We start from the raw sequence: 26,803 nt of genomic DNA on the forward strand, positions 1-26,803 counted from the left end.
GTACGCGCCGCACCCGAGTGGTGCGGCTACCGGAAGTATCACCCCGAGCGCCGCGAGCTGCTACCAGATACTCACTGAAGCGCTACCAGATAGTCACGACACTGCTACCAAATAGCCGGTCGCAACACCCTGGGGCCTTTGTCCATCCTTCACACAAGAAGTTCTCTGATAGCCCCGCTTTTGGTTATGGCGGCTTTGTAATTCCCGAAGATAATGCTCGGCAATTTGGCGCCTTCTTCGCGGAACGAAAGAAGCAATTCTTCCAAAATGATATTCCAGACAACGTCGATCCTGGTCGATGGGAAAGAAAAGGCGCAGATTTACTGTTCGCCAAGGCATACGATGAACGTCCCCAAAATTTAAGACTGCTTGGAAGTCTGATTTCCAAACTTAGGCAATTGAATGGAAACCTTTTCTACTATGCTGAAGAAAAGCCAATAGGCACTCCCAAAGAGACTAACTGTGGTCCAAATGAATTTCGCCAGCGAGAAGAAACCTCAATGAGGGAATCCTTAAATAGGCTGGCGAATCATGCACATTCGTTAGACCAATCGATGCTCGTGCTAATGGATCAAATCAATGAAAAATCCCGAATCCAGCGCTTACCTGTGATGTACGCCCATATTCTGGGTCGAGCTACCGAGCATAAGGAAATGCGGCGATTAATTGAACCGCCCATGCACATCGACAGTAAACTCTCTTCTAATATCCAGTTTGCTGATTGGGTATGCGCTTTAGTAAAACGAGCTGTCGAATATCAACTAGTAGAAGATTGTCGCTATTCATGGATCCCCTTTGCGAGTCAGTTATCGGCTGCGCGAGGAGCTTTCACCTATGAATCGAAACTCCACCTATGCGGGCGATCCATCTCAGATCTCCACCATTCAGAGATTATCTATGCCGAGAGGCCAGTTATCGACTTCCTAAATGTGAGTCAGGAAAACCGGGAAAAACTAGAACGGGTCAGGAAAGCCACACTCAGGTAAATGCATGGTTGCCACAAATCTCCTGCAGGAAGCCAATTCCCTGTGAGAGGTTTTGCCAACGGGAACCAAGCAGTAGGCAGCTTCGAGTTCTCTTGCGTTTCACGGTTAAGGGCTTTTAACCAGCCCTAGAAGCTCGAAGATCCACCCGAACCGGAAAAGCCCGAGCTAAACCCGCTGTTGACGCCGCCGCTGCTGGAGGAGCTATCGCGCGCGGTGGTGGCATCGCTGTCCCAGGTGCTCACAACGTAGAAGGGCACGTAGCCGTGGTAGCCGGAACCGGCAAAGAAGTTGGAGTCATAGATGCGCGTGCGCTCTGGGCGCTCGTCGGCCTCGTTGCGCTTCTGCAGCTGCGCCTGCAGGTGCTCAGAGAGTAGCGCGGTGCGGTCCAAGAGCTCCAAGTAGCGTTCCATGAACTGCGGGTGATTGGGCTCATTGGAGAGTGCAACGGCGGCACCTTCCAGCTCCTTGGCGTGACGCTCAAGCGCCGAGTCGATATCCGCCGCCAAGTAGCCCGCCTGGGCCAGGTCTTTACCCAACTCGTAGAGCTCGAAGCGGCGAGCATCGGCATCAGCGTCTTCGATACGGCGCAGCTTTTCAATGTTGACTTCGGCGGTTTCCACGCGCTCACACAGCTCGCGCGCGTGGGCGATGGGCTCGGCATACGAGCGGAACTGTTCATCCGGCGCATCGGCCGGAATCGACATAAGGGATCCCACCTGGGCATCGATGGCGAGGAAGTCATCGCGAAGGCCCTCCCAGTCCTCACGCAAACGCTCATCCACCAGACCCGATTGCAGCGAGTGCGCTCGGATATCGATCTCCCTCAGACGCTGCGCCACATCGGTATAGGTCTGCGAGACATAGTCCCAGTTCTCGCGCGCCTGCTGCGCCTTCTTCTGCCGGCTGCGACGAGTACCGCCGACGATGCCTGCGCCCGCGCCACCGACGCCCAGGCCCGCCGCCCCGAGGCCAATGGCCGCCCCAATGCGCCCATCTTTCGCGCTCTCATACTGAGCATCCGCAGCACGGTCCACATCGATCGCTGCCGCCGCGCCAGCAAAAAGGCCAGCAGGAATGTTGCCATCCCGCACGCCCGGCTTAATGGCTTCGATGGACTGCTCCAAATGGCTGTCATCTTTGCGCAGCTTCATCTGCCCGGCCACATCCTCACCCGCAAAGACGAAGGCCCGGCGCGGGTCGAGTCCCACGCCGACGAAGACCTGACCATCGGCGAACTTATCCTTTCCGATGAGCTCCGGGTGATTATCGCGCAGGTACTCCTCCACGGAGTCGTTAACGTTTTCTTTGTTCTTGGCAAAGACCATGTAGTGCAGCCCCTGGACCACGTCGGGGGCGGCGATCCGGGAGACATCGCTAAGCATGCGCTCTTCTTCCTCCTGGGTGAGCACATCGTCCGGGTCCATGATGTCAGCCTGCACCTCACGCTGTGCGGGCTGCATGACGTAGTCGGAGCGTTCAGGCGCATCGAAGGCCGCCAAGCTCGCGCCCGCGCCGATTCCCCCGAGCAACAGACCGCCCACCATGGCCGCACCGACGATGGCGTCGACCGATGTTATTTTGGGGCCGCGGCTGGCGGCGAAAGGTTTGATATCGCGAGAGTCAGTCACGGTGATACTCCAATTCTTCAGCAGTCGGTGCCGCCAACTTTACCCCCACAATTGGAAACGACGCGGTGCCCCTACAGCAGCCGCGTCGCCCCTATTCCCTATCACTCACAACGGATTGGAGAAACCGTTTGCCTACCCCCTAAGTAGGCTTTGTGAGCGACTTTCACTCTAGCACTCTTTTCATTCACAGCGGTAGCAAAATCTGGAAAACCGAGTAACATATCGTGGCACTTCTGCGATGTGTCGGACGCAGGGCCGTGAGCTAGGCTTTTTCCTTTTCGGCCCGCCCTGCAGGTGCCCCCACGAGCACGAAGGCCGCAATGGTGATTACCCCCAAAATGGCCAGAGCAGTCCACAACTGTGGGGACTGCCCGCCATTACCTGCCACGGTGATGGCGGAGGTGGCCCACTGCATGGGGAAGAGGTGCACGAGCGCGCTCATCGCAGCGTTGAGATCGGTGCCGGTCGACGCCGCCTTCCACGCCCAGCCCACGATGCCAACCTGCGCCACGGCGAGCACGCTGCCCAGGACCCAGCCGCCCGCGCCAAGGCCACGCGCAAGCGCGTACGCAATGCTTGCCGACGCCACCCCGGCCCCCGCCGCCGCGAGCCCCGCCCAGGCCACCGCGGCTGCGGTCACGCCAGTAGCCAGGAGGGCCACGAGCAAGCCCACGACGACACCAATCAGCACCGCCCCGCCGAGAAGCGTGAGGATGCGGCGCTCCACGCGCGTCAACAGCGCGCCGATAACACCGCCGCCAAGAGCAGCGATGGCTGCTAGCAACATAGCGACAATGGGGCTCAGCAGCTGGGCGGGCTCGCTGCCGCCCTCGGCGGGCCCGGCGACGGTCGGCATCGCACGCTGCGCGCCCTGCACCTTGGTCCGGTTCTGCTTGGCCATGCCATCGACCTTCTCCGCACCGGCAACAAGCTTGTCCACACCCTTCAAGGCCTCATCGACCTTCGCGTTAAGCTCACCGATACCGACGTTGAGTTGCTTCGCCCCCTCGGTGGCTTGGTAGACGCCATCGTGATAGGCATAACCACTGACGGCCAGCTGATTGGAAAGGTCGCGCGAGCCATCCTTGAGTTGCGTCAATTGATCCTGAACGGATTGGTCGAATTGGAAGTTCTCCACCTGGCCGCGCAGATCACCAAGCTGCGAGCGGATGTTCTTCGCCTCCGCCGAGTTGTTTCCTTCTAGGTCCTTTAAGGTGCCGTCGATTGCCTGCAGGAGCTGTCCGCGAACCACGCCGAGGCCCACGACTTGGTCAACGGCCCCGCCGACGCCGTCGGCCAGCTCGGTGGCACCGTTGCCCAGCTGGGCGGTGCCGGACTGCAGCTGCACGAGCCCGTCATAAAGCTCCTGCGAGCCGCCGGCCAGCTGGTCTACTCCACCGCCGAGCTCATCAGCGCCATCCTGGAGCTCCCCTGTGCCGTCAGCGAGTTGCTTCGTGCCGTTGGCCAAAAAGCCGGCTTGGGCATTGGCTTCCGAGAGGGCACGGGAGACGTCGTAAAGCTCAGCCGGATCGATGGTGCCATCGCTGGGAGCCCCGGCCTGTTCCTGCGACCAGGTTTCGGCCGGCTGCCACTCGGACACGGCGGCGACGACCGCACCGACAATGAGCGGCACGATGAGCACGAGGGTGAGTATAAGAGCGCGGGTGCCAACCTTCCGGTTGGCGTCAGCAGGACTGGCTAGGCGTGAGGTCATGTAAAAGAAACTATCGTTCACGCTGGGAAAAAGCGGTCAGGCGCGCGGAAAAGCCCCGCCAGTACCGTGTTCTTCGGTCACTAGCGGGGCTACTGAGGTTACGTAATTAACGCGTATGCGTTAATTACTTCTTCTCCGCGAAGAGCTCACGCACGCGCTTGCCCAGCTGCGGGGAGACAGCATCCCAGTAGGCGTAGACGCGCTCCTCGGTCTCCGGGGACACGCCAGCCATAGCGTTGGTGATGTTGTCTGCGAGGCGCTCCTTGGCGCCGTCGTCGTAGACGTTCTCGTACAGGTCGGTGGCCTGAACGGTGTCATTGTCCTCGGCGTGGCGGACGTAGGGTGCACGAACCAAGTCGATGCCAGCCGGATCCGGGTTCACGTAGAGGTCCGGAGCGGTGGTGGTCTCCTGCTCCTTGAAGCGCAGGTTCTCATCGCCGTCCATGTAGCCGCCGCCCTTGGCGTGGCGGTTCGGCGAGTAGACCGGATCCTCCGGGGCGTTGAACAGGTACTGCATCGAGCCCTCGTGCTCGTAGGTGTTGACCTGGTTGAGCGGCTGGTTCACCGGCAGCTGCTTGTAGTTCGGTCCGATGCGGTAGCGCTGCTGGTCGGCGTATGCGAAGACGCGTGCCTGCAGCATCTTGTCCGGGGACAGGCCAATGCCCGGGACGATGTTGGACGGATCCAGGGCAACCTGCTCAATCTGCGCGAAGAAGTTACGCGGGTTGCGGTTGAGCACGAAGTATCCGACATCCACCAGCGGGTAGTCCTTCTTGGACCAGGTCTTGGTGAGGTCGAACGGGTTGAAGCGGTATTCCTCGGCCTCTGCCACCGGCATGATCTGAACCTTGACGTCCCAGACCGGGAAGTTGCCTTCCTCGATGGCGTTGTAGAGGTCTTCGCGGTGGTAGTCAGCGTTCTGGCCGGCCATCTCAGTCGCCTCGGCGTCGGTGAAGTTCTCCACGCCCTGGCGGGTCTTGAAGTGGTACTTCACCCAGAAGGCGTCACCGGACTCGTTGACCCACTGGAAGGTGTGGGAGCCGTAGCCGTTCTGGTGGCGGGTGGTCTTCGGGGTACCGCGGTCACCCATGAGGTAGGTGACCTGGTGGGTGGTCTCCGGGTTACGGGTCCAGAAATCCCACTGCATGTCAGCATCGCGCAAACCATTGGCTCCCAGACGCTTCTGGGAGTGGATAAAGTCCGGGAACTTAATACCATCACGCAGGAAGAACACCGGGGTGTTGTTGCCCACGATGTCGTAGTTGCCATCCTCGGTGTAGAAACGCAGCGCGAAGCCGTGGACGTCACGCCAGGTATCCGGGGAACCCTGCTCGCCGGCGACGGTGGAGAAGCGACCCATCATCGGGGTCACGGTGCCCTTCTGGAAGAGCTTGGCCTTGGTATAAGCGGATACGTCCTCGGTAACGTGCAGCTCGCCGAAGGCACCGTGGCCCTTAGCGTGCGGGGTGCGCTCCGGCACGCGCTCGCGGTTGAAGTGTGCGAGCTTCTCAATAAGGTGGATGTCATTGAGCACGACCGGGCCGTTTTCGCCAGCAGTGATGCTGGTGTTTTCAGTTGCAATGGGCTGACCGGAAGGGCGGGTGGTGTTCTCGCCGCCCGGGGCGCGCTGGCCCTTATCCAGAACCTTGTCTGCAACGAACTCGTTTGAAGCGTTAGTCATGGGGTTAATGCCTCCTACAGTTGTTGATAATTTGTGATTCGTTATCAATCTCGGACCTTTCATAGCCTACCCATTAAAAATGACCTACGCAACAGAATTTTTCCCAAACGTAGACGCCCACAGAGGAGCCCCAGCGGTTCCCAAGGCCCACGCCCCCGACTGGTAAATTATGGGAGGTGAAACGACACTCCGAGCGCGACGATGCGCGCGTCACCGATCTCGCCCTCAAGGCGGGCCGCGGCGACCGCGCAGCCCTCACGGAGTTCATCAAGTCCACCCAAGATGATGTCTGGCGCCTGCTCGCCCACCTCGGCGGCCCAGACATCGCGGACGACCTCACCCAAGAAACTTACTTGCGCGTCATCGGCGCGCTCCCCCGCTTTGCCGCCCGTTCTTCAGCACGCACGTGGCTGCTCTCCCTCGCCCGCCGCGTGTGGGTGGACAACATCCGCCACGACATGGCCCGCCCACGTAAGTCCGCCACCGAGTATGAAGACGCCGCCGCCCTTGCCGCGACCCCGGAAAGCTCGGGCACGTGGAGCGAGTGGATCGACGCCCGCGCGCTTATCGACGCCCTCCCAGAAGACCGCCGCGAAGCCCTCATCCTGACCCAAGTCTTGGGCTACACCTATGAGGAGGCCGCGAAAATCGCCGGGGTTCGTGTGGGCACAATTCGCTCCCGCGTCGCCCGCGCCCGCAAGGACCTCATCGACCAGCGCGGATAATCGTTATCGAGCCGTTATAAATGGGCGTCGGGAGTCACAGCACCTGCGCAGACGTGCGGCAACTGACAGGTCCTGGCGGCCCGTCCGGTGCCAGCTCAGCGAGAAATCGTAGTGTCAGCTGGAAAATACCTATCGACCACACCTAATCTTTTTCGAGGCACACGTGATAAATCGATAGTCGAACCGGGCCCGCGAGGCTTTCCCGATTGCCCGCACCACACCTTGGGTTGTGATGACATTCCCCGGCGCGTGTGAGATTGAGAGACCTCTTTACCTTATGTGGAAACGCGCAGTGGCCATTTCCATGGCCTTCATTGGTGTCGTCGTCGGCGCCGGCTTTGCCTCCGGACAGGAAGCAATCCAGTACTTCGTGGCTTTCGGAAACATGGGACTGTGGGGTGTACTCCTCGCCTCCGCCCTCATGATCATTACTGGTGTAGCCATTTTGCAGCTCGGCTCCTACTTCCAAGCGGACGAGCACACGGCCGTCTACGACAAGATTAGTGGCCCCATCGTCTCCCGAGTGCTGGACTGGGGCACCCTAGCCACGTTGTTCTCCATCGGCTTCGTCATGTTCGCCGGTGGTGGCTCGACCATCAGCCAGCAGTTTGACGGCGTGCCCATCTGGGTGGGTGGGGCCGTGATGCTCGTGCTCGTTCTGCTGGTAGGCCTCCTCGACGTGGATAAGGTCAGCAACGTCATCGGCGCGATTACGCCCTTCATCATCATCTTCGTGGTTCTGGCCACCGGTTACACCATCATCGTGACGGATGTTGACTGGTCTAGCGCCAATGATTTCGCGGTCAACAACGTCGAAAGCCCTCTCAGCAACTGGTGGCTGGCCGCGCTGAACTACACCGGCTTGAATGTCATGTGCGCGGTGTCGATGTCCATCGTCATCGGCGGCAACATCCTGGATAACCGCGCCGTCGGTGTCGGCGGCCTCATCGGTGGCTTTTTCTACCTGCTTCTACTTACCCTCCTCGTGGTTTCCCTCTACATGGTGGCGCCGGATGTACACAAGCAGGACCTGCCGGTGCTCACGTTGATCAACAACGTGAACCCGATCCTGGGTTACTTCATGACCTTCATTATTTACGGCATGGTCTTCAACACCGCCATCGGCATGTTCTATGCCATGGGCAAGCGCCTAACCCGCAAGAAGCCGAAGCTCTTCTACCCCGTCTACGCGGGCGCCTGTGTCGTGGGCTTCATCCTCTCCTTCATTGGCTTCAAGCAGCTGGTCTCCAGCGTTTACCCGATCCTGGGGTGGATTGGCCTGCTCATGATTGCAGTCATGGTCATCAGCTGGATTACCCAGCGTGACAAGATCACCTCCGAGTCTGACCGCCGCGTGCGCGCCCGCACCTTGGTCAAGCGCCGCCTCGACCCGCGCGAGCACTTCACCAAGAAGAACGAGCGCGAGCTGCGTAAGCTGGCCGCTGCCTCCAACATGGAAACGGAGGAGTTCGTCGAAGTCGTCGCCGAGGAAATCCACGAGGAACTCGAGGCCGACGATGAGATTGAATACGACCGCGAGGATCCAGACCCCTCCGTGACCTTCGTGGAGCACACCAAGCCCGAGGTCCCGAAGGACTAGCGCTTCCCGCATGTGTAGCGGGCCGCGCGTCCCGCTACACATAGCCACAATTAGAAAGAAGTCCGCCCCAGAATTCACTCTGGCGGCGGACTTCTTTTATTGGGGAGAACAGTGCGGCACTGTCGTGCGCCACACGCTAGACCAGCAACTCCGCAATCTGAATAGCGTTGAGCGCTGCGCCCTTGCGCAGGTTATCGCCAGACACGACGAAGACGAGGCCCTTGTTGTCCTCGACCGTCTGGTCCTGGCGGATGCGCCCGACCAAGGAAAGGTCGATGCCGGCTGCCGCCAGGGGCGTCGGCACATCGACGACCTTGACACCCGGCGCGGCCGAGAGCACCTCGCGAGCCTGCTCCGGGGTAATCGGCTTCTCAAACTCCGCGTGTACGACCATGGTGTGGCCAGTAAACACCGGGATGCGCACGCACGTGCCGGACACCTTCAGCTCTGAGATGCCCAGAATCTTGCGGGACTCGTTGCGCAGCTTCTGTTCCTCGTCGGTCTCTTCGGTTCCGTCATCCACGAGGTTGCCCGCCAACGGCAGCGCGTTATACGCAATCGGAGCGACATAGGGGCCCAAATCCTCCTCGGAGACCTCAAGCGCAGAGCCGTCGTGGACGAGCTCAACGTTGCGGTCACCGATTGAGGCCACCTGCTTGACCAAGGTTTCCACGCCGGCCAATCCGGAACCGGACACGGCCTGGTAGGAGGCGACGCGCATGGTGGTGAGACCGGCGGCGTCGTGAAGCGCCTTCGTCACCGGCATGATCGCCATGGTTGTGCAGTTCGGGTTGGCGATGATGCCCTTGGTGACGTTGTCCTTATCCTGCGGGTTCACCTCTGACACGATGAGCGGCACGTCCGGATCCCGGCGCCACGCAGAAGAGTTATCCACCACGGTGGCGCCGGCCTCGGCGAAGAGCGGTGCATACTGCTTGGACGTCGAACCGCCGGCGGAGAACACGGCGATGTCGATTCCTGCGAGGCTCTCCACAGTCTGCTCTGCCAAATCTTCGACGACGACCTTGTCCTCGCGGAAGGTGAGCTCCTGGCCGGCGGAGCGTGCGGAGGCAAAGAAGCGGACCGTATCGGCCGGGAAGTTGCGCTCCTCCAAGAGGGTGCGCATCACGCGGCCAACCTGCCCGGTAGCGCCTACAACTGCAACAGTGGTCATGACCTTTACTCCTTAATTTTTAGCGTCCGGTACCAGCATAAACGGTGGCCTCTTCCTCGCCACCCAGCTGGAACTTATCGTGCAGGGCCACGGCGGCCTTCTCCAGATCAGCCTCGCGGGTAAGCACGGAAATTCGGATTTCGGAGGTTGAAATGAGCTCCATGTTGACCCCGGCGTCACGCAATGCCTCCGTGAAATCTGCGGTAACGCCCGGGTGGGACTTCATGCCGGCACCGACGAGGGAGACCTTGCCCACCTGGTCGTCGTAAAGCACGTTGGTCCAGTGCCCCTCTTCCTTGAGCTTGGCCAGGATCTCCATGGCCTTTGGGCCGTCCGAGCGCGGGCAGGTGAAGGTGATGTCGGTGGTACCGGAATCCAGCGAGGAGACGTTTTGCAGGACCATGTCAATGTTGATCTCGGCATCCGCGATGGCGCGGAACAACTTGGCCGCCTCACCTGGGCGGTCCGGTATGCCCAGGACGGTAACCTTAGCCTCGGAACGGTCGGTTGCGATACCAGTAAGTACTGCTTCTTCCACGGGGATATCCTCCATTGAACCGGCGATGAGCGTGCCGGGGTCGTTTGAATAAGATGAGCGGACTCGAAGGGGAACGTTGAACGCGCGGGCGTACTCGACGCTGCGCAGGACCAGAATCTTGGAGCCCACAGCTGCCATCTCCAGCATCTCCTCGAAGGACAGCTGGTCGAGTTTCTGGGCGTTGTGGACGATGCGTGGGTCGGCGGTATAAACGCCGTCGACATCGGAATAAATCTCACACACATCGGCCTTGAGCGCTGCCGCCAGCGCCACCGCGGTGGTGTCCGAGCCGCCGCGGCCGAGGGTGGTCACATCACGCGATTCCTTGTTCACGCCCTGGAAACCCGCAACGATGCAGATCCGGCCTTTCTCCAAGGCTTCGGTTAGACGGCCCGGGGTGACGTCGACGATGCGGGCGTTTCCGTGGCGCTCGGTGGTGAGCACGCCGGCCTGGGAACCAGTGAAGGACTGAGCCTTGGCACCAAGGGACTCCACGGCCATGGCAACGAGTGCGTTGGAGATGCGCTCGCCGGCGGTCAACAGCATGTCCATCTCACGCTGCGGCGGGACGGGGTTGACCTGCGCTGCAAGATCAAGCAGGTTATCGGTGGTATCTCCCATGGCGGAGCACACAACAACGACGTCGTTGCCCTGCTTCTTCGTCGCCACAATGCGCTCCGCCACCGCGCGAATGCGCTCTGCGCTTTCGAGGGAGGATCCCCCGTATTTCTGTACGACTAGGGCCACTGACGGTCCCACCTTTCCTGTTTGTGAGGGCCATTACCTGTTCACCGCCCAATACCTATAGACCGGCAGTCAACTCCTTTAGACTACCGCCCTTTGGTTCCCATCGAAACACGTGCTGGATATTAATTCCAGGTAGGGTAGAAACGATGCTTTCAAACCTGGTTGCCATTACTTTTGCACTGGCCTCCGCGCTAGTCGTGGCCTGGGGCACAGTCATACGTCACCGCATCGTGTTGGACGCCAGCTCCAGGAGCGTCATGCGCACCGCTATTCGGACTCCCTTGTGGTGGGTGGGGACCGGCGCCGCCGTTATTGCCTACGCGCTACAGCTCGTCGCGCTCCACTTCGGCACACTGCTCATCGTGCAGCCAATCCTCATCCTGTCCCTCATGTTCACACTGCCGCTCGCCGCCTGGTATTCCCGGCGGCCGATGCCGGCGCGGGAGGTGTTCTGGTGCCTCACACTGACCATCGCGGTGAGCATCATGGTGGTCTATGGGCGCCCCACCGCAGGCTTGACGACGCCCACCTGGTCCCAATGGTGGCCCGCCTTCGCCCTCGGCGCGCTTGCCCTCACCGCTCTGTTCGTGGCGGCCTATAACCGGCCGGAGGAATCCGCTCTAGCGCTCGGGAGCGCGTGCGGCATCCTGTACGGCTACGTGGCGCTCGTAGCCAAGGCAGTGGTGGACGTCCTCTCCCACGAGGGCATCGCAGCCTTGCTGGCCAGCTGGGAGCTATACGTGCTCATTGGGCTGGCGGCTTCCGGAACGGTGATCCAGCAATATTCCTTCCACGCTGGCGCGCTTGCGCACTCTTTGCCCGCGATGACCATCATGGAGCCCATCGTGGCCTTTGGCCTGGGCTACTGGGTCTTGGGCGAAAAATTCCAGGTCAATAGCGTTGCGGGTTGGTGCGTGATGGGGGTTTCGCTCATCATCATGATCGTTGCCACAATCGTCCTATCCCGAGTGCCGGTCAACCCGGGAAGCGCTCAGCGCGCGGAGCAAAGCCCGCGCTAGGACTAGCTTCCGCGCTAGATGGCCCACTCAAAGACCACCAGCATATAAGCGGAGAACCACGCCGACCACAGGACCCAGGCGCTACATGCAAGCCAGAGCTCGCGGGGTCGCAGCACCTCAGACGCGCGCACGGCCCAGGGAAGCGCCAAGATAATCGCGGGCAGGAGGAGACGCGGGCGCGAGTGCATGATGCCGTCGGAAAGCAGCACATTCGCACACAGCGCGGCGCTAAACCACCACGCCACCGGATTCAGCCTTCCCCACGCCGCCACCAGCAGCACGGGGACGCCCAGGATCACCAGAACGCTAAGCAGGTAGCCCACATCGTTCTTCTCCGTCAGAACTTCCCACACGAACCGTACGGTGGCAGCACCCCAGTCGAAGGTGGAATGCCAGTGCTCGGTCTGGATGCCAAAGTAGCCGCCGGCCTCTGCGAGGTAGCGCTGCGTCCACAATAAATACGCTGGCAGCGGAAGCGCTGCCACGATGAGGCTGAGCCAGGCCTGCCACGAGCGCCGCCCATAGATGAGCACCCACAAGGCAAAGACAGCAAGGAAGTCCACGGAGGTCAGCCGCACAAACGATAAGGCAAAGCTGAACGCCGCCGCGCGCCACCAGGCGCGATCATCCAGCGCGACGAGTCCCCACACCAGGAGGGCCCCGAAGAGGGCTTCGGTATAAGGCATCGAGAACACGATGGAGATCGGAGCGCTGCTCACCACGATGGCAGCGGCGCATTGCCCACGGCGCCCTGCCCCCAAGCGCTGCGCCAAGACCATAACGCCGGCGGCCATGGCCACGGTGAGGAGGGTGTTAACGATGAGCGCGGCTACTTCGAGGCTGATCCCGGTCCATCCCAGGACCCGCAACAGCATGGGAAAGCCCGGGAAGAAGGCCATTGTCGTCTCATAGACTGGGCCATCAGTGTGGATATCCGCGTCAAAGTATCCCACTCGAGCAATTTCCAGGTAGTACTTGGAATCCCAAGACGTGAGCCGATCCCACAGCTCCTGGTCATTGACGGCGGCGATGACGTTCAGAACGGCAATGCGCACCGCAGTTCCAACAACCGCGACCAACGTGGCAAGCGGCACCAGTGACAGCGCCCTGTGCGTGCCAGCAGGGGAGGCGTCTGCCGCGCGCCCGCTATCCGCCGTGGGCTCTTCCCCCGGATCCTGAGTAGTCTTCGTGGAGTTTTCTTCATGCACGCCACAACATCCTAGCCACCCACATGAGGCATCCCAATATGTGAAATCGGTTGCCATAGAATGAGAAGCGCTGTATTGTGGCTCACATGACTTTGCGGCACACTCTCCTCCTTAGTAGCCGCGGCGGGTTTTAGGTTTCTAGCTTCACGGCCAGCGCCCCGCCGCGGAGCGCGGTGATGCCAACACACCGCAGCTGGCCGTCCCCCCACGATTCACGCCGAAGCTGCGCACCATAAATAGCGCAACACAGTAAAACGCCTTTGGCCCCAGACCCATAAGCCCCAGACAAGGAAGAGAACAACCACCATGTCCCCCAACGATTCTTTCATCTCCGCTCCCCGCGAAATCACCACCCCGGCTGGCCCGCGCAACGAAAACCAGCCCGCGTGGAACAAGCAGCGCGGTTCTTCGATGCCAGTAAACCGCTACCAGAGCTTCGCCGAAGAGGTAGAACCGGTCTCGCTGCCTGACCGCACGTGGCCAGACAAGAAAATCACCGTGGCGCCACAGTGGTGCGCCGTGGACCTGCGTGACGGCAACCAGGCTCTCATCGATCCAATGAGCCCTGAGCGCAAGCACCGCATGTTCGACCTGCTGGTCAAGATGGGCTACAAGGAGATTGAGGTAGGCTTCCCCTCCGCCTCCCAGACGGATTTCGACTTTGTTCGCGAAATCATCGAGGGCAATAAGATCCCGGATGACGTCACCATCCAAGTCCTGGTCCAGGCGCGCGAGCACCTGATCCGCCGTACTTTTGAGGCTTGCCAGGGCGCGAAGAACGTCATCGTGCACTTCTACAATTCCACCTCAAAGCTGCAGCGCCGCGTAGTCTTCCGCAAGGACCGCCCGGCCATTAAGAAGCTGGCCACGGACGCTGCGGAGCTCATCAAGGGCATTGCCAAGGATTACCCCGATACCAACTGGCGCTGGGAATACTCGCCGGAATCCTTTACGGGCACCGAACTGGACTTCGCCGTCGAGGTCTGCGATGCCGTTGTTGACATCATGGAGGCAACTCCGGAGAACCCCATGATCATCAACCTGCCCTCCACTGTGGAGATGATCAGCCCCAACGTCTACGCCGACCAGATCGAGTGGATGCACCGCAATTTTGCGAAGCGGGACTCCATCATCATGTCGCTGCACCCGCACAATGACCGCGGCGAGGGAATCGCCGCCGCCGAGCTGGGTTACATGGCCGGCGCGGACCGCATCGAAGGCTGCCTGTTTGGCAACGGTGAGCGCACCGGCAACGTGGACATCATTACCCTGGGCCTGAACATGCTGACCCAGGGCGTGGACCCGCAGATCGACTTCTCCGATCTGCCTAAGATCCGCGAGACGGTGGAGTATTGCAACCAGCTGCGCGTGCCGGAGCGCCACCCCTACGGCGGCGAGCTGGTATTTACCGCCTTCTCCGGTTCACACCAGGACGCCATCAACAAGGGCCTGGACGCCCTGGCGCAGGAGGTGCGCCCAGGCGCGAACAACACCGAGGTGTCGTGGGAAGAACTGCAGGAAACCACCTGGGAAGTTCCCTACCTGCCCATCGATCCGAAGGACGTCGGCCGCGATTACCAGGCGGTCATCCGCGTCAACTCGCAGTCCGGCAAGGGCGGCGTGGCCTACATCATGAAGACCGATCATGGCATCAATATGCCGCGCGCCATGCAAGCGGAGTTCTCCTCCGTCGTGCAGGCGGTGACTGACGCCGAAGGTGGCGAAGTCAACTCCAAGAACATGTGGGATATCTTTGCCAACGAGTTCTTAGAGCGCACCTCCCCGCTGGAACTCGTCACCTTCCAGGTTGATAACTCAACCACGGAGGACGAAGACGCCAAGGTAACCGCAACCATCGTCTTTAACGGCGAGAAGCGCATTATCTCCGGCATGGGCAACGGCCCCATCGCCGCATACGCCAACGCGCTGGAAGACGTCGGAATCGACTTCGAGGTCATCGACTACTCCCAGCAGTCCCGTACGGCCGGCGACGATGCCGAAGCCGCCTGCTACATCGCCGCCGAAGTCAATGGCGCACAAGTGTGGGGTGCCGGCATCGCTGGATCCACCACCCGTGCGTCCATCAACGCCATTACTTCAGCGGTCAATCGCGCGGACTAATCCTCCGCCGCGGCACAGGGCGACACAAGGAGAAGGCGAGCTGTTCCGCGCGCCTCCTCCTTGCGCAGTCTCTCGCACGCGCACTCCCCTCGCTAAAGCTACTGACCGTAACATCGCGCTGGCTACACATTGTTGTAGGCCAGCACGGAGAGCTATAGAATAAATACGCGACACAATTGCACAAAGGCATTGAACACCTTGTGCACCCAATAAGAATTTCAGTCCGAACTTCAGCATTCCCTACTGCGCTCAGTTTTGCAACTGCGCGCATTTGTTGCAGTTCTGCAGGCGAAGGCGAACACTATGACGGTCACTAACTACGTGGTCCCCCACTCTGGGTTTGGTGAACCTCGCCGCCTCACGGTTGACGCCGTTAACCCGGAGATGTTCCTGCAGCTGCTCTCCCTGGCGGATAACAATCACCTCAACGTCACCCTGTGTGGGCACTCAAGCTCCGGCTTCCGCGTCCGGTATGAAGATGACATCGTTGGCGTCATCCCCGCTTCCCAATCCGCCGATTACACGGAATTGGATTGGATCATTAGCGCGGGTTTGACCCCACAGGCCACCGCAGAGATTTCGCTCCGCGAGGACGCGGTGGAGGAAACCGTTCCGGCATTCGAGGTTCTCCTCCCGGAGCCAGGCCTGTGCGTCCCGATCAACGTTCCCCCGGCTCAGCGATGGGGCATGCTCGACGGCGACCGTGCCCTTCGCATCACTGACTTTTCGGCCCGCACCCGTTCCCTGCCGAAGCACCCTGCGCATCTACTCGTGCGCTTAACCAACAGCCGGCGCTTCTTCCGCCGCGCCATCGAGATTCATCTCGATGACAAGCTCATCGCCACCGTTCCGCGCGATCAGGCCACGTGGCTGAGCGATACCATCGCTGGATTCAAGCACGAGGGTCTCATTGCCATTGCGCGCGCCTACTTCACGCCGGATGACAAGTCCCCAGCCCTCACCGTCTACTCCGAAGAAGGAACACCAGACGCTCACGTCGCCGTGGGGGCCGCCGGCGTCATCGCTGCCGCCGCTGGCGCGGTTGCCGCGACGGCCACAAACACCGATAGGGCTCATGCAGCAGTCGCGCCGGTGGGTGGATTCCAGGCAACAGGCACAGCACACACCGCAAGTTCCGCTGCCACACAGGGCGCACAAGTCCTCTCCTTGAAATCCTTCGGGACCGCCGCAACAGTTGGCTCAAAGATCGCCGCTGCTAGTACTGGTGTCAAGCTGGTGTGCGCGGCAAGCGTTGCCGTCATCATCGGCGGAACCGCTAGCTTCGTATCCTCTGTGCACGCACTTCACTCCGCCCCCAATCAGGTTGCTGACTCGGCTTTAGAGGAGCACACCACTTCGCTCCTTGCCCCCAGCCCGGCCAATAATGCAGAAGCTGACGCCGCGCTTTCCAGCGAAGCTGACGCAACCGAGGACACGGCTGCAGGCGCCCACCGCCCCGATAACCAGGGGCACTCGGTAGTACCACGCGCCCTCGACCGAACCACTGCCTCGACTCCGGCGGAGCCAACGGAACTGTCTGCGCCGACGGAGCCGATTAAGCTGGCCGAGCCCACGCAACGTGCAGAGCTCGTCACGCCCGGGGAGGCAATTCCTTCCCCGCGCAACACGCACCACGCTGAAGTCACACCACCAGCACCGCGGGAAACCGAAGCCGCAGAAGAGTCCACGTCGCGCACGTCACGGCCCCGCCAGGAGGATTCCACCTCCACCACCACAACTACGAGCGCACCTAGCTCCACGCGGAGCGTGCCGACGTCCTCGCCTTCGGCGACCCCAACTTCTTCGACGACACCGACCTCATCAACTTCGGCGCCGAAGACGACTGCTACGACGCCAACGTCCCGCACCACCACACCTGTCAGCACTCCGCCCACGACTAAGCCAGCGGAGTCGACTACTCCTGCTCCGACGACCACCAAGCCCGCTGCCTCCACGACTGCTACGCCAACCACGACAAAGACTCAGCAGCCCAAGCCGAGCACCACGGCTAAGCCGAGCACCTCGCCCAAGCCCAGCACCACGCCGAAGCCGGAACAGACTTCTGAGCCCACATCGGACCGCACTCCTGAGCCGAGCCGTGAGCCCGAACCGACTCCCGAGCCCACGCCAGACCACGACGGCTGGGTCATCATCATCGAGACCGACTAGTCCGCAACACGCCCTGCCTCGCTGCCAATTCGGGGGATACGGCAGCTTCACGTGTGCCCTTTCCAGCTTCCTCGCGGTTGGGTACTAAACTGTGAACAATGACTACGACACCCGGCCCCACCGAACCTGCAGCGCAGCTCAGCGCAGCAGAGACGCCGGCCGCGGCGTCGCCACAATCCAGCGCCCCGAAACCAGGACCGCGCCCTCACCCAGCTGAGAACAAGCAGAACAGCAAAGAAGATAGGGCGTCGGCCCGCGAAGCAGCCCTCGCTGCCTTCCCCTTTGTTGCGCTGACCATCCAGACCACTGGCATTCACCCCTCCACAGGTCGGTTGCTTACCGTGGATGCGCTGACACTCAACACCGCGGGTGAAACCGGCCAAGAGTTCCACGCCGTCCTCAACCCCGGCGAAGACCCTGGCCCCCGGCATCTTCACGGCTTGAGCGCTGAGGAAATCCAGGCGGGTCAGTCCTTTTCCATGTTGCTCAAGCCGCTGGATCGGCTCATCGATGGCCGCACGCTCATCGTTCACGATGCCCCCTATACCTGGGGTTTCATCGTCGCCGAAGCGCGCCGCGCGATGACTGCCGCCGCCCGCCAAAACCGTGCGCGCAACCGCAACCGCGGTAAAGGCCGGCGCCGTCGCTTCAAGGTGGGACACGTTCCCACCCCAGTAACCATCGTGGATACGCTTGCCACCGCTCGCCGCCAAAGCGTGTGGAGCACCGATATCCGCCTAGCGGCCGTCGCGCGGGATACCGGTCTTCCCGCGCCCGACCCCACCGCCAGCGTCGCCCGTGCGCACCGACCGGAAAAGGACACCTCCCGCGAGGCAACCCGTCTGCTCGTGGACCTCTACCGTGCGCAAGCCGCGGGCCCGCTCAGCAGCGCGGCACCGGATGAGCTGCGAGCTGATCGCTTTGGGCTACAGCGTTCCCACGTCCGCGTCGACGCTGCCGAAGCTCCCCGTCAGCACCACAACCCCGGCCCCTATGTGCCCGGCAAGGAACTCATCCGCGGCATGGAGATCGTCGTTGCCCCGGAGATCACCGAGGACCCCGACACCATCATCGCGGCGTTGGCCCGTGAGGAGCTGAACTACTCGGAGAAGCTCTCCCGCGAGACGTCCCTCGTGGTCTGCAACATCACCACCAACCTTGTGGGCAAGCCCATGCATGCTCACCGCAAGGACATCCCGCTGATGTCCGATGTTGCCTTCCTCGCGGCCCTTGAGCGCATCGAGGAACCGACCGAACCTGAAGAGCAATCCACCTCCGGCGCAACGAGCAATTCGGGTAAGCGCCACAGCAGTGGGCAGCCCAACCGCAATCGTTCCACGAACAAGAACCGCCGCCGCTCGCGCCGCAAGTCCTCCAACGCCCAGCACTCCCCTAAACAAGGACAAGGGCAGAAGAAACACCAGGGCTCCCCGGCCGACGGATCCGCAAGCGACAAGCCTGCTCAGTCGGACTCCAACTCGAACAACCGGAATAAGGGCGGCAACAAAGGGCGCCGGCGTCGCCGCCGCGGCGGACGCGGCCGTCGCAGCAATGGCAACCAGCAGAACCAGCAAAACTCGGGACACAACCGCTCCCACAACACCGATAGCTAGCATCCCCCGACTACTCTGGGGAGCATGAATTTTAACTTCCGAAGCGCGTTTTCTTCCGCGCGCACCGCGGTTGCAACCTCCGCCGCGGCGTTGGCCACCACCGCCTCGCGCGCCACGGGCCGCGGTGCGGGCGGCATGATCGGCGGGCTCATCGCTAACGCCATTGACCCCACTATCATGCAAAACCTGGCCAAGCAGCGCCCAGCCGTCTTGGTCACCGGAACCAACGGCAAGTCCACGACCACGCGGATGCTCGCCGCAGCCGTGCGCACTACGCACACCGTGGCCACCAACGATGGCGGCGACAACATGGATGCAGGAATCATCTCCGCGCTCTTAGCTGGCAAAGATGCAAGCCATCTTGTCTTAGAAGTAGACGAGCTCCATGTCCCCCACGTTGCGGATAACCTCAACCCCACAGCGCTCGTGCTGCTGAATCTCTCCCGCGACCAGCTGGATCGCGTCGGTGAGATCAACAAGATTGAGCGCGCCCTGCGCGGCGCCGTCGAGGCCCACCCGGACATGCTCGTCATCGCCAACTGTGATGACGTCCTCATGACCTCCGTGGCCTATGACGCAAAGAATGTCATTTGGGTGTCCGCGGGTGCCGGCTGGATGGGCGAATCCGTCACCTGTCCGCGCACCGGCGGCCACATTGTGCGTGACGGTGAGGACTGGCGCGCGGTCAAAGTGCTTGCCGACGGCCGCGAGTTCCGCCGCCCCACCCCCACCTGGGCGGTGACGGAGGAAGGCATTGTGAGCCCGGAGGGCGTCGACAAGCTCAAGCTTGCTCTACCGGGACGGGCCAACCGCGGTAACGCCGCCCAGGCCGTCGCTGCTGCCGTGGAGGCCTTCGGCGTGGACCGCCACAAGGCTATCGCCGCTGTCGAAGGCGTCGTTGATGTGGCCGGACGCTACTCCACCATCACGCTGGGCAAGCGCGAGATCCGCCTGCTCTTGGCTAAGAATCCGGCCGGCTGGCAGGAGGCGCTGTCCATGGTGGACCGTGACGCCGATGGCTTGGTCATCGCCACTAACGGCCACGTGGCCGACGGTATTGATATGTCCTGGCTCTGGGACGTGCGCTTCGAGGATTTCGAAGGCATCCCTGTCAAGGCAGCCGGCGAGCGCGGCACGGATCTAGCCGTGCGTTTGGTCTACGCGGATATCTCGCACGAGCTCATTGCGGACCCGCTCACCGCTATTCAATCCTGTCCGGAAGGCCGCATCGAGGTTTTGGCCAACTACACCGCCTTCCGCGATCTGAAGAAGGCACTCACCGCCGCAGCAGCAAAGGAGCACTCGAATGACTAGCCTGCAGATTGGCCTCATCCTCCCTGACATCCTGGGCACCTACGGCGATGACGGCAACGCCCTAGTCCTGCGCCAGCGCGCCCGCATGCGCGGCCACGAGGCGGAGATTGTCCCCATCAAGCTGGGTGAGCCGGTGCCGGAATCCTTTGATGTCTACACCCTCGGCGGCGGCGAGGACACCGCGCAGATTCTCGCGGCAGAGCACCTCATCGCTGACGGTGGCCTCACCCGCGCTGCCTCCGCAGGTCGCCCGATTCTGGCAATTTGCGCGGGCCTGCAGGTGCTCGGCGAGTCCTTCCGTGCGTCCGGTCGCGTGGTGGATGGCGTGGGGCTTATCGACGCCACCACTGCCTCCATGACCGAGCGCGCCATCGGTGAGGTAGCCGCCGACCCCACCAAGGCCGGCATCACCGCTGAGCTCACCGAACCGCTCACCGGTTTTGAGAACCACATGGGTGCCACCATCCTGGGCCCTGCCGCCCAACCACTGGGAACGCTCACGCGCGGAACCGGCAATGCGGACACCGCCGCCATCCTGGACCTCCCCGACAAGGCCGTCCAGCGCAGTGCCGAGGGCGCGGTACAGGGCAGCGTCATCGCCACCTACATGCACGGCCCTGTCTTGGCGCGCAACCCGCAGCTGGCGGATTTGCTGCTGGCCAAGGCCATGGGAGTCGCGCTCAGCGAACTCGAGCCCTTGAACATCCCCGCCATTGATCAGCTGCGCACCGAGCGTTTTAATGCCTCGGAGCCGCCGCGCTCGCAACGCTAGGGGCGCTCGGAGGCACCGCGCCGCTAGACCGTCAGGCGGCCACTCAACGCACGCGACAGCGTGAGCTCATCGACGAACTCAAGGTCGCCTCCCAGCGGCATGCCGGAGGCCAGGCGCGTGATCTTCAGTCCCGGGAAGTCTCGTAGCAGGCGCACAAGGTAGGCCGCGGTGGCTTCGCCTTCGGTGTTGGGATCGGTGGCGAGGATGACCTCGGTGATGTCCGGGGAATCGTCGTAAAGCGGCTCTTCCGGGGTGGAATCCGCAAGCTCTCGGTCCGGTAGTACGCCGCCGAGGCGCTGCAGCAGTTGCGAGATGTTGAGGTCTTTCGGGCCCACGTTGGCCAGCGGGTCGAGCGCGCCGCCCAGTACGTGGTAGCGGCCGTTATATTCGCCGGTGCGCTCGATGACCTGGATGTCCTTGGGCTCTTCCACCACGCAGATGGTAGAGACATCGCGCTGCGAGTTCACACAAATGCGGCAGACTTCCTCGCGGGAAATATTGCAGCAGATGCGGCAGAAAGTCACACCATCACGCACCGCTCCCAGCGCCTTCTGAAGGCGGTCGATCTCCTCCGGGTCTTGATGCAGAACGTGGAAGGCGATGCGTTGCGCTGACTTCGGGCCAATACCCGGCAGGCGCGAGAACTCATCGATGAGATCCTGCAGTGGTCCTTCAAACACGCAATGCTCCCCTCACTTAACAATCCCCACGACCTTGACGGCCGGAGACACAACAAAAGGCCGCGCCACCCTCCGCGAAGAGAGCAACAACGGCCTTTAAGTCTAACGCGCGGCTTACTGGTTACCGCCGAAGACATCCTGGATGGACGGACCATCATAGTTTTGCTGGGACTGGCCCATGCCCTGGGACAGCGGGCCAATCTTCTCCTGTGCCAAGCGGCCGGCTGCGGCGTGAGCCTCCTTGAAGGCGCCGACGATGAGGTCCTGGAGGGTATCGATGTCCTCCGGGTCCACCACAGACTTATCAATGGAAATGCTCTGCAGCTCAGCGCCACCGGTCATGGTGACCTTCACCAGGCCATTGCCTGCGCTGCCTTCGACGGTGGCGGCCAGGATTTCCTTCTGTGCCTTTTCTAGTTCAGCCTGGACGCGAGCGGCCTGCGCCAGGATCTCGTTCATGTCATTTGCCTGCTGCATCGGATCGTTCTCAGTCATGCTAAAAGTCCTTTCGTGCGGTTATTTTCACTACGCGCCAAGTGTACAGATGCCGCGCTACAGCCGCCGCGCTCCCAACTCCTGCGCGAGGAGCTCCATGGCGACCTCCGTGGCGTTGCGGTGGTCCATCTCTCCGGCGCTCTGCGCGGCCTCCATCATCTCGCGCTCCTCATCCGCGCGGGTGTACTCCGGCTGCGGTGCGGGCGCATGCTGGGGAGCTGACTGCTGCGACGAAACAGACGTGTGGCCTGCGCTTTCCGACGCTCCATTCGCCCCCGCCGGTGGACCGTACTCCTCCGGTGGGGCCTCGAACTCGCCTTCGTCCGGACCCGGCTCCGGCGGCAGCGGAACGCCGTTGCCGAACTTGGGAACCTTGGAAAACTCTTCATCGCGTTGGGCCGCGACCTGGGTCGCCTGCGCGATGCGTGATCGCCATTGGCTGCCACGGGACTCCCTCTTTGGGGGCACCGCCGCCCCGCGCGGGGCGGCCTCCGACCGCTGTGGTTCTGCCGGCGGGCGCGAGTCTGCCTTCTCGCGCACACCGTGCTGGGGCTGAGGTTGCTCCCTCGTCGTTTCAGACGACGGAGCCTGCTGCCCGATTTGGCGCGGCGCGCCCCATGGATCATCGCTGGCGTTATTGGGTTCCTTCGCTGCCGGACTCTCTGCCTCCTCGTCGGGCTCGGAGGCCTCACGTTGCGGTTGGTTGGGGTTCCACTGGGTGCGCTGGGTGGGCTCTGGCACCGTGAAACCGTGTGCCTTCGGGTCGGTACCGATAACACACGTGACCTTCAGTTCTCGGCTGAGCTCTTCCTTGAGGACGGTCACGATGACCTCATTGGTGCCTGGTGAATTGATGCGTTCAGCCAACGCGCCCGTGGTGTGTCCAAGGACGAGAGTCTCATCCCGCACGCCGAGGACACGGGCTTCGGCGAGCATGATTTCAGCGACCTTATTACGCCGCCCAATCGTGGCGCGCAGATCAGACCACCGCCCGCGAATCTCCGCGGCAAGGTCCTGGGGCTGCTCAGGCTCAGGTTGCTGTTCCTGTTGTTCAGGCTGTTCCGATGGCTGCGGCTGTTCCGGCTGCTCCTGCTGCGGCTCAGGCTGCACTTCCGGTTGTGCAGGACGCTCCGGCGCCTGAGACTGCGAGGCCTCGGGGGCTGAAGGTTGCTGCTCCTGAACCTCCTGTTGCTGCGGCGCCTGTTGCTGCGCCTCTTGAGGCTGGGCTGGTTCTTGGGGCCGCTCGGCCTGCTGTGGTTGCTGTTGCTGGGCCTCCTGCTTCGCTGCCTGACGGCTGCGACGCTGCGCGATGATGGCCGCGGCAGCGGCCGCCGGATCCTGTGCGCTGGCGACCGCAGATGGCTGGCGCTGCGCAGGCGCGGAGCCCTGCCCCGCGGGTGCGGAAGGCTGTGCCCCCGCACCTTGCGGCAAGGCACTGGGTACCTGACCGGCAGCTGCCGCCGCGGGGGCGGAGCCAACGATCAAGTGGGCACAGAGGATTTCTAGAAGTAGGCGCGGGGACGTCGCACCTCGCAGGGAGGACACGCGCTCGTTGACGGTTTCCGCCAGGTAGGCCAGCTGCGGACCGGAGAAACGCTGCGCCTGGGCGGTAAGGACTTCCCCGCGATCAGTCGGCGCCGAGACCAGACCTTCCTCCAATGCGGAGGGCACGGCTTGCAGGATCATCAGATCCCGCAAGCGATCCAACAGGTCGATGGCAAAACGGCGAGGTTCGTGGCCGGCTTCAATGACATCGTCGACAAGCCGGAAAAGCCCCGCCTTGTCCTGACTAGCCAGGGCATCCACCGTATTATCCAGCAACCCCACGTCCGTGACACCCAGAAGCGGGCGGGCTACCTCGTAGGTCAAGCCATCGGGGCCCGCACCCGCCAACAGCTGGTCAAGGATGGACAAGGTATCACGCGGCGAACCCCCGCCAGCCTGGATGACCATGGGGTACACGGTGTCATCCACGTGGACGTTCTCCGAGGCCACGGTGCGCTCCAGCAGCCCCTTCATCGCCGGCGGGGTCAGCAGACGGAAGGGATAGTGGTGGGTACGCGAGCGGATGGTGCCGATGATCTTCTCCGGCTCCGTCGTGGCGAAGATGAAGATGACGTGCTCCGGCGGCTCCTCGACAACCTTGAGCAAGGCATTCGCACCGGAGGCAGAAATCATGTGGGCCTCATCGATGATGAAGATGCGGTAGCGCGACTCCGCCGGCGCGTAGTAGGCGCGGTCACGCAACTCGCGCATATCCTCCACACCGTTGTGGGAGGCGGCGTCGAGCTCCGTGACATCGAGGTTGCCCGGGCCACCCGGGGCCAGCGAGACACACGAATCGCACACGCCGCACGGCGTTGAGGTTGGCCCCTGCTCACAATTCAGCGAGCGGGCCATGATGCGCGCCGACGACGTCTTTCCGCAGCCACGCGGGCCGGAAAAGAGGTACGCATGGTTAATGCGCCCTGCGTCGAGGGCGGCGGATAAAGGCGTGGTGACCTGCTCTTGGCCTACCACTTCCGCGAAGGTTGCTGGACGATATTTCCGGTAAAGAGCCACGGTTAGTCAGTGTAGCGTCTCAACCCGACACGTCACTCTGAGCGCTTCCAATCCAGCAGATCGATGCCTTGTTCAGCCACCGCTTGTTGCAGCGCCGGCACGCCTTCCTCAACGGCGTAGGCATACTCGGCATCGCTTAGCATGAGCAATTGGCACACCAGCGTCAGGCGCTCCTTTTCCGCCAGCTGCGGGGTCTGTCCGCCCCACAGGTATGGGGCGATGAGCATGCCATGGCGCACGCTGAAATGAGCGAAGCGCTCGTCATCCTCCGCAAAAAGCTTGGGCAAGAGCAAGCCCGGCTGCGCGGGCAGCAGCCCTGCGGCTTGTTTAAGCAATGCCGCTGCCGCGCTCACCGCGGCAGCAACCTCCGGTTGGCCGGTGCGTGCAACGGTGAGCAGTTCGCAGCGCACATCGATCCCCTGCTCGGCATGCGCCAGCCCGGTATCGACATCGGCGAAGCCACACGTGACCGCGAGGGACTGCTCACCCTCCAGCGAGGCTAAGCCCAAGCGCTGCCCCTCGACATTTCTGAACTCGAGGTCAGCCGGGATGATCTGGTCGAGCCAGTAGGCCGTCTCGTCGGAGTTGATTGCCTTATGCCCCCAGCTTCTCTACTGCGGCGAGCAGCACACAGGTGGCCACGCCATCCATTGCTGCCTCGACTTCTTCCTGCGGCGGCAGGGACGGTGCCAAGCGAATGTTGTGGTCCTTGGCGTCCTCGCCGTATGGGTACGCCGAACCAGCCTGGGTCAGGAGAATGCCGGCGTCACGGGCCAGCTCCCACACGCGGGTGGCGGTGCCCTCCATCACGTTGAGGGAGATGAAGTAGCCGCCCTTGGGGTGGGTCCAGTCCGCAATCTCATGGTGGGTGAGGTTCTTATCCAGGATGCGAAGAACCGCCTCGAACTTCGGCGCCAGCAGCGCAGCGTGGCGGCGCATAACCGCGCGCACGCCCTCGGCGGAACCGAAGAACTCGTAGTGCGCAAGCTGGTTGATCTTGTTCGGGCCAATGCCGCGGATACCGGCGTGCTCCAGGTACCACTCGAGGTTGTCTTCGGAGGAACCGAAGAAGCTCACTCCGGAGCCAGCGAAGGTGATCTTCGACGACGAGGACATAGCCCAGAAGCGGTCCGGGTTTCCTTCCTGTTCCGCAATCTCCAGAATCGGCAGAACCTCCGGGAAGTCCTCGGTCAGCGTGTGCACGGCATAAGCGTTGTCCCACACGATGCGGAAGTCCGGTGCGCCGGTCTCCATCGCAGCGAGGCGGCGGGTCTTCTCTTCCGAGATGACGGCACCCGTGGGGTTGGAGAACATCGGCACAACCCACATGCCCTTAACCTGCGGGTCCTTGGCCAGCTCCTCGACTGCTTCGATGTCCGGGCCATCTTCTTCCATCGGTACCGTAACCAGCTCGAAGCCGAAGGTTTCCGTGATGGCGAAGTGGCGGTCATAACCCGGGGTGGGGCAGATCCACTTGACGGTCTCTTCCTTGGACCACGGCTTCTCAGAGCTGTTGGTGCCAAAGGTGTAGGCCCACAGGATGAGGTCATACATGATGTTCAGGGAGGAAGAGTCCGCTGCGACGAGGAGCTCTGGGTCCATGTTGGTGAGCTTGCCCCAGAGATCGCGCAGCTCCTTGATGCCCTTCTGGTTGCCGTAGTTGCGCAGGTCATTGCCGGCAGCGTCGGTGTAGTGACCGCGGCCCGGCAGGACGAGCAGGTCATTAGACAGATCCAGCTGTGCCTTGGACGGCTTACCGCGGGTCAAGTCAAGATCCAACCCCTCAGCCTTGAGGGCCTCGTAGTCCTTGCGCACCTGCGCGGCAAGCTCATCAAGCTCGGACTTTTCAAGATTAAGAAGAGACATCCGTCTTCCTTCCGGGACGTAGTGCGGGCATATGGCAACCATACTAACGCCCCGTCACATCCCCGGCCTAAACGACAGGATGTGTTGGTGAGGTTGGGTGGTTAGCTGGTCTGGCGTGCTGGTATTAGGATGATTTCACTTATCCGGAGGGATACCCCAGCCTCGGGCCGGAAATACCGCCGGGGAAGTGC

General features: G+C 62.1%; 20 protein-coding genes. 9 read left to right on the forward strand and 11 right to left on the reverse strand.

Features of this window, described 5'->3' with window-relative positions:
• Window positions 1-101 precede the first annotated feature (101 nt).
• The gene (locus tag ACUY3D_RS12270; protein ID WP_448241188.1) at window positions 102-986 is read left to right on the forward strand and encodes a DUF3800 domain-containing protein; all 885 of its coding nucleotides are present in this window, start codon (window positions 102-104) and stop codon (window positions 984-986) included.
• A gap of 125 nt (window positions 987-1,111) precedes the next feature.
• Here ACUY3D_RS12270 and ACUY3D_RS12275 read toward each other — a convergent pair whose 3' ends face one another.
• The 3 genes from ACUY3D_RS12275 to ACUY3D_RS12285 form a co-directional block, all read right to left on the reverse strand.
• Window positions 1,112-2,614 carry a DUF5129 domain-containing protein gene (locus ACUY3D_RS12275; protein WP_448241180.1) on the reverse strand — a complete coding sequence of 501 codons (1,503 nt, stop codon included), beginning with the start codon at window positions 2,612-2,614 and terminating at the stop codon, window positions 1,112-1,114.
• A gap of 262 nt (window positions 2,615-2,876) precedes the next feature.
• Window positions 2,877-4,328 (reverse strand): hypothetical protein, encoded by a 1,452-nt coding sequence (locus ACUY3D_RS12280; protein WP_143336226.1) that lies wholly within the window; start codon window positions 4,326-4,328, stop codon window positions 2,877-2,879.
• Between the two features lie 124 nt (window positions 4,329-4,452).
• Window positions 4,453-6,009, reverse strand: coding sequence for a catalase (locus tag ACUY3D_RS12285; RefSeq protein WP_143336225.1), 1,557 nt, complete (start codon window positions 6,007-6,009; stop codon window positions 4,453-4,455).
• A gap of 176 nt (window positions 6,010-6,185) precedes the next feature.
• Between ACUY3D_RS12285 and ACUY3D_RS12290 the strand changes: the two genes are divergently transcribed.
• Complete coding sequence (locus ACUY3D_RS12290) at window positions 6,186-6,734, forward strand: RNA polymerase sigma factor (RefSeq protein ID WP_070524053.1); 549 nt, start codon at window positions 6,186-6,188, stop codon at window positions 6,732-6,734.
• Between the two features lie 277 nt (window positions 6,735-7,011).
• Window positions 7,012-8,334 (forward strand): YkvI family membrane protein, encoded by a 1,323-nt coding sequence (locus ACUY3D_RS12295; protein ID WP_070564287.1) that lies wholly within the window; start codon window positions 7,012-7,014, stop codon window positions 8,332-8,334.
• Window positions 8,335-8,470: 136 nt separating this feature from the next.
• Here ACUY3D_RS12295 and ACUY3D_RS12300 read toward each other — a convergent pair whose 3' ends face one another.
• The gene (locus ACUY3D_RS12300) at window positions 8,471-9,508 is read right to left on the reverse strand and encodes an aspartate-semialdehyde dehydrogenase (RefSeq protein WP_070524049.1); all 1,038 of its coding nucleotides are present in this window, start codon (window positions 9,506-9,508) and stop codon (window positions 8,471-8,473) included.
• Window positions 9,509-9,527: 19 nt separating this feature from the next.
• On the reverse strand, window positions 9,528-10,793 hold the full coding sequence (locus ACUY3D_RS12305) for an aspartate kinase (protein WP_070561344.1): 1,266 nt from the start codon (window positions 10,791-10,793) through the stop codon (window positions 9,528-9,530).
• Between the two features lie 146 nt (window positions 10,794-10,939).
• On the opposite strand from ACUY3D_RS12305, the gene ACUY3D_RS12310 reads away from it, so the two are divergent.
• Window positions 10,940-11,812 carry a DMT family transporter gene (locus tag ACUY3D_RS12310; RefSeq protein ID WP_448241181.1) on the forward strand — a complete coding sequence of 291 codons (873 nt, stop codon included), beginning with the start codon at window positions 10,940-10,942 and terminating at the stop codon, window positions 11,810-11,812.
• Window positions 11,813-11,826: 14 nt separating this feature from the next.
• Here the strand turns inward: ACUY3D_RS12310 and ACUY3D_RS12315 are convergent, their stop codons facing one another.
• Complete coding sequence (locus ACUY3D_RS12315) at window positions 11,827-13,020, reverse strand: mannosyltransferase family protein (protein ID WP_448241182.1); 1,194 nt, start codon at window positions 13,018-13,020, stop codon at window positions 11,827-11,829.
• A 306-nt stretch (window positions 13,021-13,326) separates the two neighbouring features.
• Here ACUY3D_RS12315 and leuA point away from each other — a divergent pair, with 306 nt between their 5' ends.
• The 5 genes from leuA to ACUY3D_RS12340 all read left to right on the forward strand — a co-directional run bounded on the left by leuA (window position 13,327) and on the right by ACUY3D_RS12340 (window position 21,009).
• Window positions 13,327-15,141, forward strand: coding sequence for a 2-isopropylmalate synthase (leuA, locus tag ACUY3D_RS12320; protein ID WP_070524041.1), 1,815 nt, complete (start codon window positions 13,327-13,329; stop codon window positions 15,139-15,141).
• Window positions 15,142-15,444: 303 nt separating this feature from the next.
• A complete protein-coding gene (locus tag ACUY3D_RS12325; RefSeq protein ID WP_448241183.1) occupies window positions 15,445-17,310 on the forward strand; it encodes a hypothetical protein in 1,866 nt (621 codons plus the stop codon).
• A 98-nt stretch (window positions 17,311-17,408) separates the two neighbouring features.
• On the forward strand, window positions 17,409-18,923 hold the full coding sequence (locus tag ACUY3D_RS12330; protein ID WP_070524037.1) for a DNA polymerase III subunit epsilon: 1,515 nt from the start codon (window positions 17,409-17,411) through the stop codon (window positions 18,921-18,923).
• A 24-nt stretch (window positions 18,924-18,947) separates the two neighbouring features.
• The gene (locus ACUY3D_RS12335; RefSeq protein WP_448241184.1) at window positions 18,948-20,237 is read left to right on the forward strand and encodes a Mur ligase family protein; all 1,290 of its coding nucleotides are present in this window, start codon (window positions 18,948-18,950) and stop codon (window positions 20,235-20,237) included.
• Window positions 20,230-21,009 carry a type 1 glutamine amidotransferase gene (locus ACUY3D_RS12340; protein WP_448241185.1) on the forward strand — a complete coding sequence of 260 codons (780 nt, stop codon included), beginning with the start codon at window positions 20,230-20,232 and terminating at the stop codon, window positions 21,007-21,009. Before ACUY3D_RS12335 ends, ACUY3D_RS12340 begins: the two co-directional genes overlap by 8 nt.
• 23 nt (window positions 21,010-21,032) lie before the next feature.
• Here the strand turns inward: ACUY3D_RS12340 and recR are convergent, their stop codons facing one another.
• The 5 genes from recR to ACUY3D_RS12365 all read right to left on the reverse strand — a co-directional run bounded on the left by recR (window position 21,033) and on the right by ACUY3D_RS12365 (window position 26,612).
• The gene (recR, locus tag ACUY3D_RS12345; RefSeq protein WP_269948899.1) at window positions 21,033-21,689 is read right to left on the reverse strand and encodes a recombination mediator RecR; all 657 of its coding nucleotides are present in this window, start codon (window positions 21,687-21,689) and stop codon (window positions 21,033-21,035) included.
• Between the two features lie 114 nt (window positions 21,690-21,803).
• Window positions 21,804-22,184 carry a YbaB/EbfC family nucleoid-associated protein gene (locus tag ACUY3D_RS12350; RefSeq protein WP_070524027.1) on the reverse strand — a complete coding sequence of 127 codons (381 nt, stop codon included), beginning with the start codon at window positions 22,182-22,184 and terminating at the stop codon, window positions 21,804-21,806.
• Between the two features lie 57 nt (window positions 22,185-22,241).
• Window positions 22,242-24,746 (reverse strand): DNA polymerase III subunit gamma and tau, encoded by a 2,505-nt coding sequence (locus ACUY3D_RS12355; RefSeq protein WP_448241186.1) that lies wholly within the window; start codon window positions 24,744-24,746, stop codon window positions 22,242-22,244.
• A gap of 32 nt (window positions 24,747-24,778) precedes the next feature.
• Window positions 24,779-25,255 (reverse strand): suppressor of fused domain protein, encoded by a 477-nt coding sequence (locus tag ACUY3D_RS12360; protein ID WP_083306439.1) that lies wholly within the window; start codon window positions 25,253-25,255, stop codon window positions 24,779-24,781.
• Window positions 25,256-25,340: 85 nt separating this feature from the next.
• Window positions 25,341-26,612: an aspartate aminotransferase type Ic gene (locus ACUY3D_RS12365; protein WP_448241187.1), complete on the reverse strand. Its 1,272-nt coding sequence runs from the start codon at window positions 26,610-26,612 to the stop codon at window positions 25,341-25,343.
• Window positions 26,613-26,803: the final 191 nt, after the last annotated feature.

It is taken from the genome of Corynebacterium guaraldiae, from assembly GCF_053480195.1.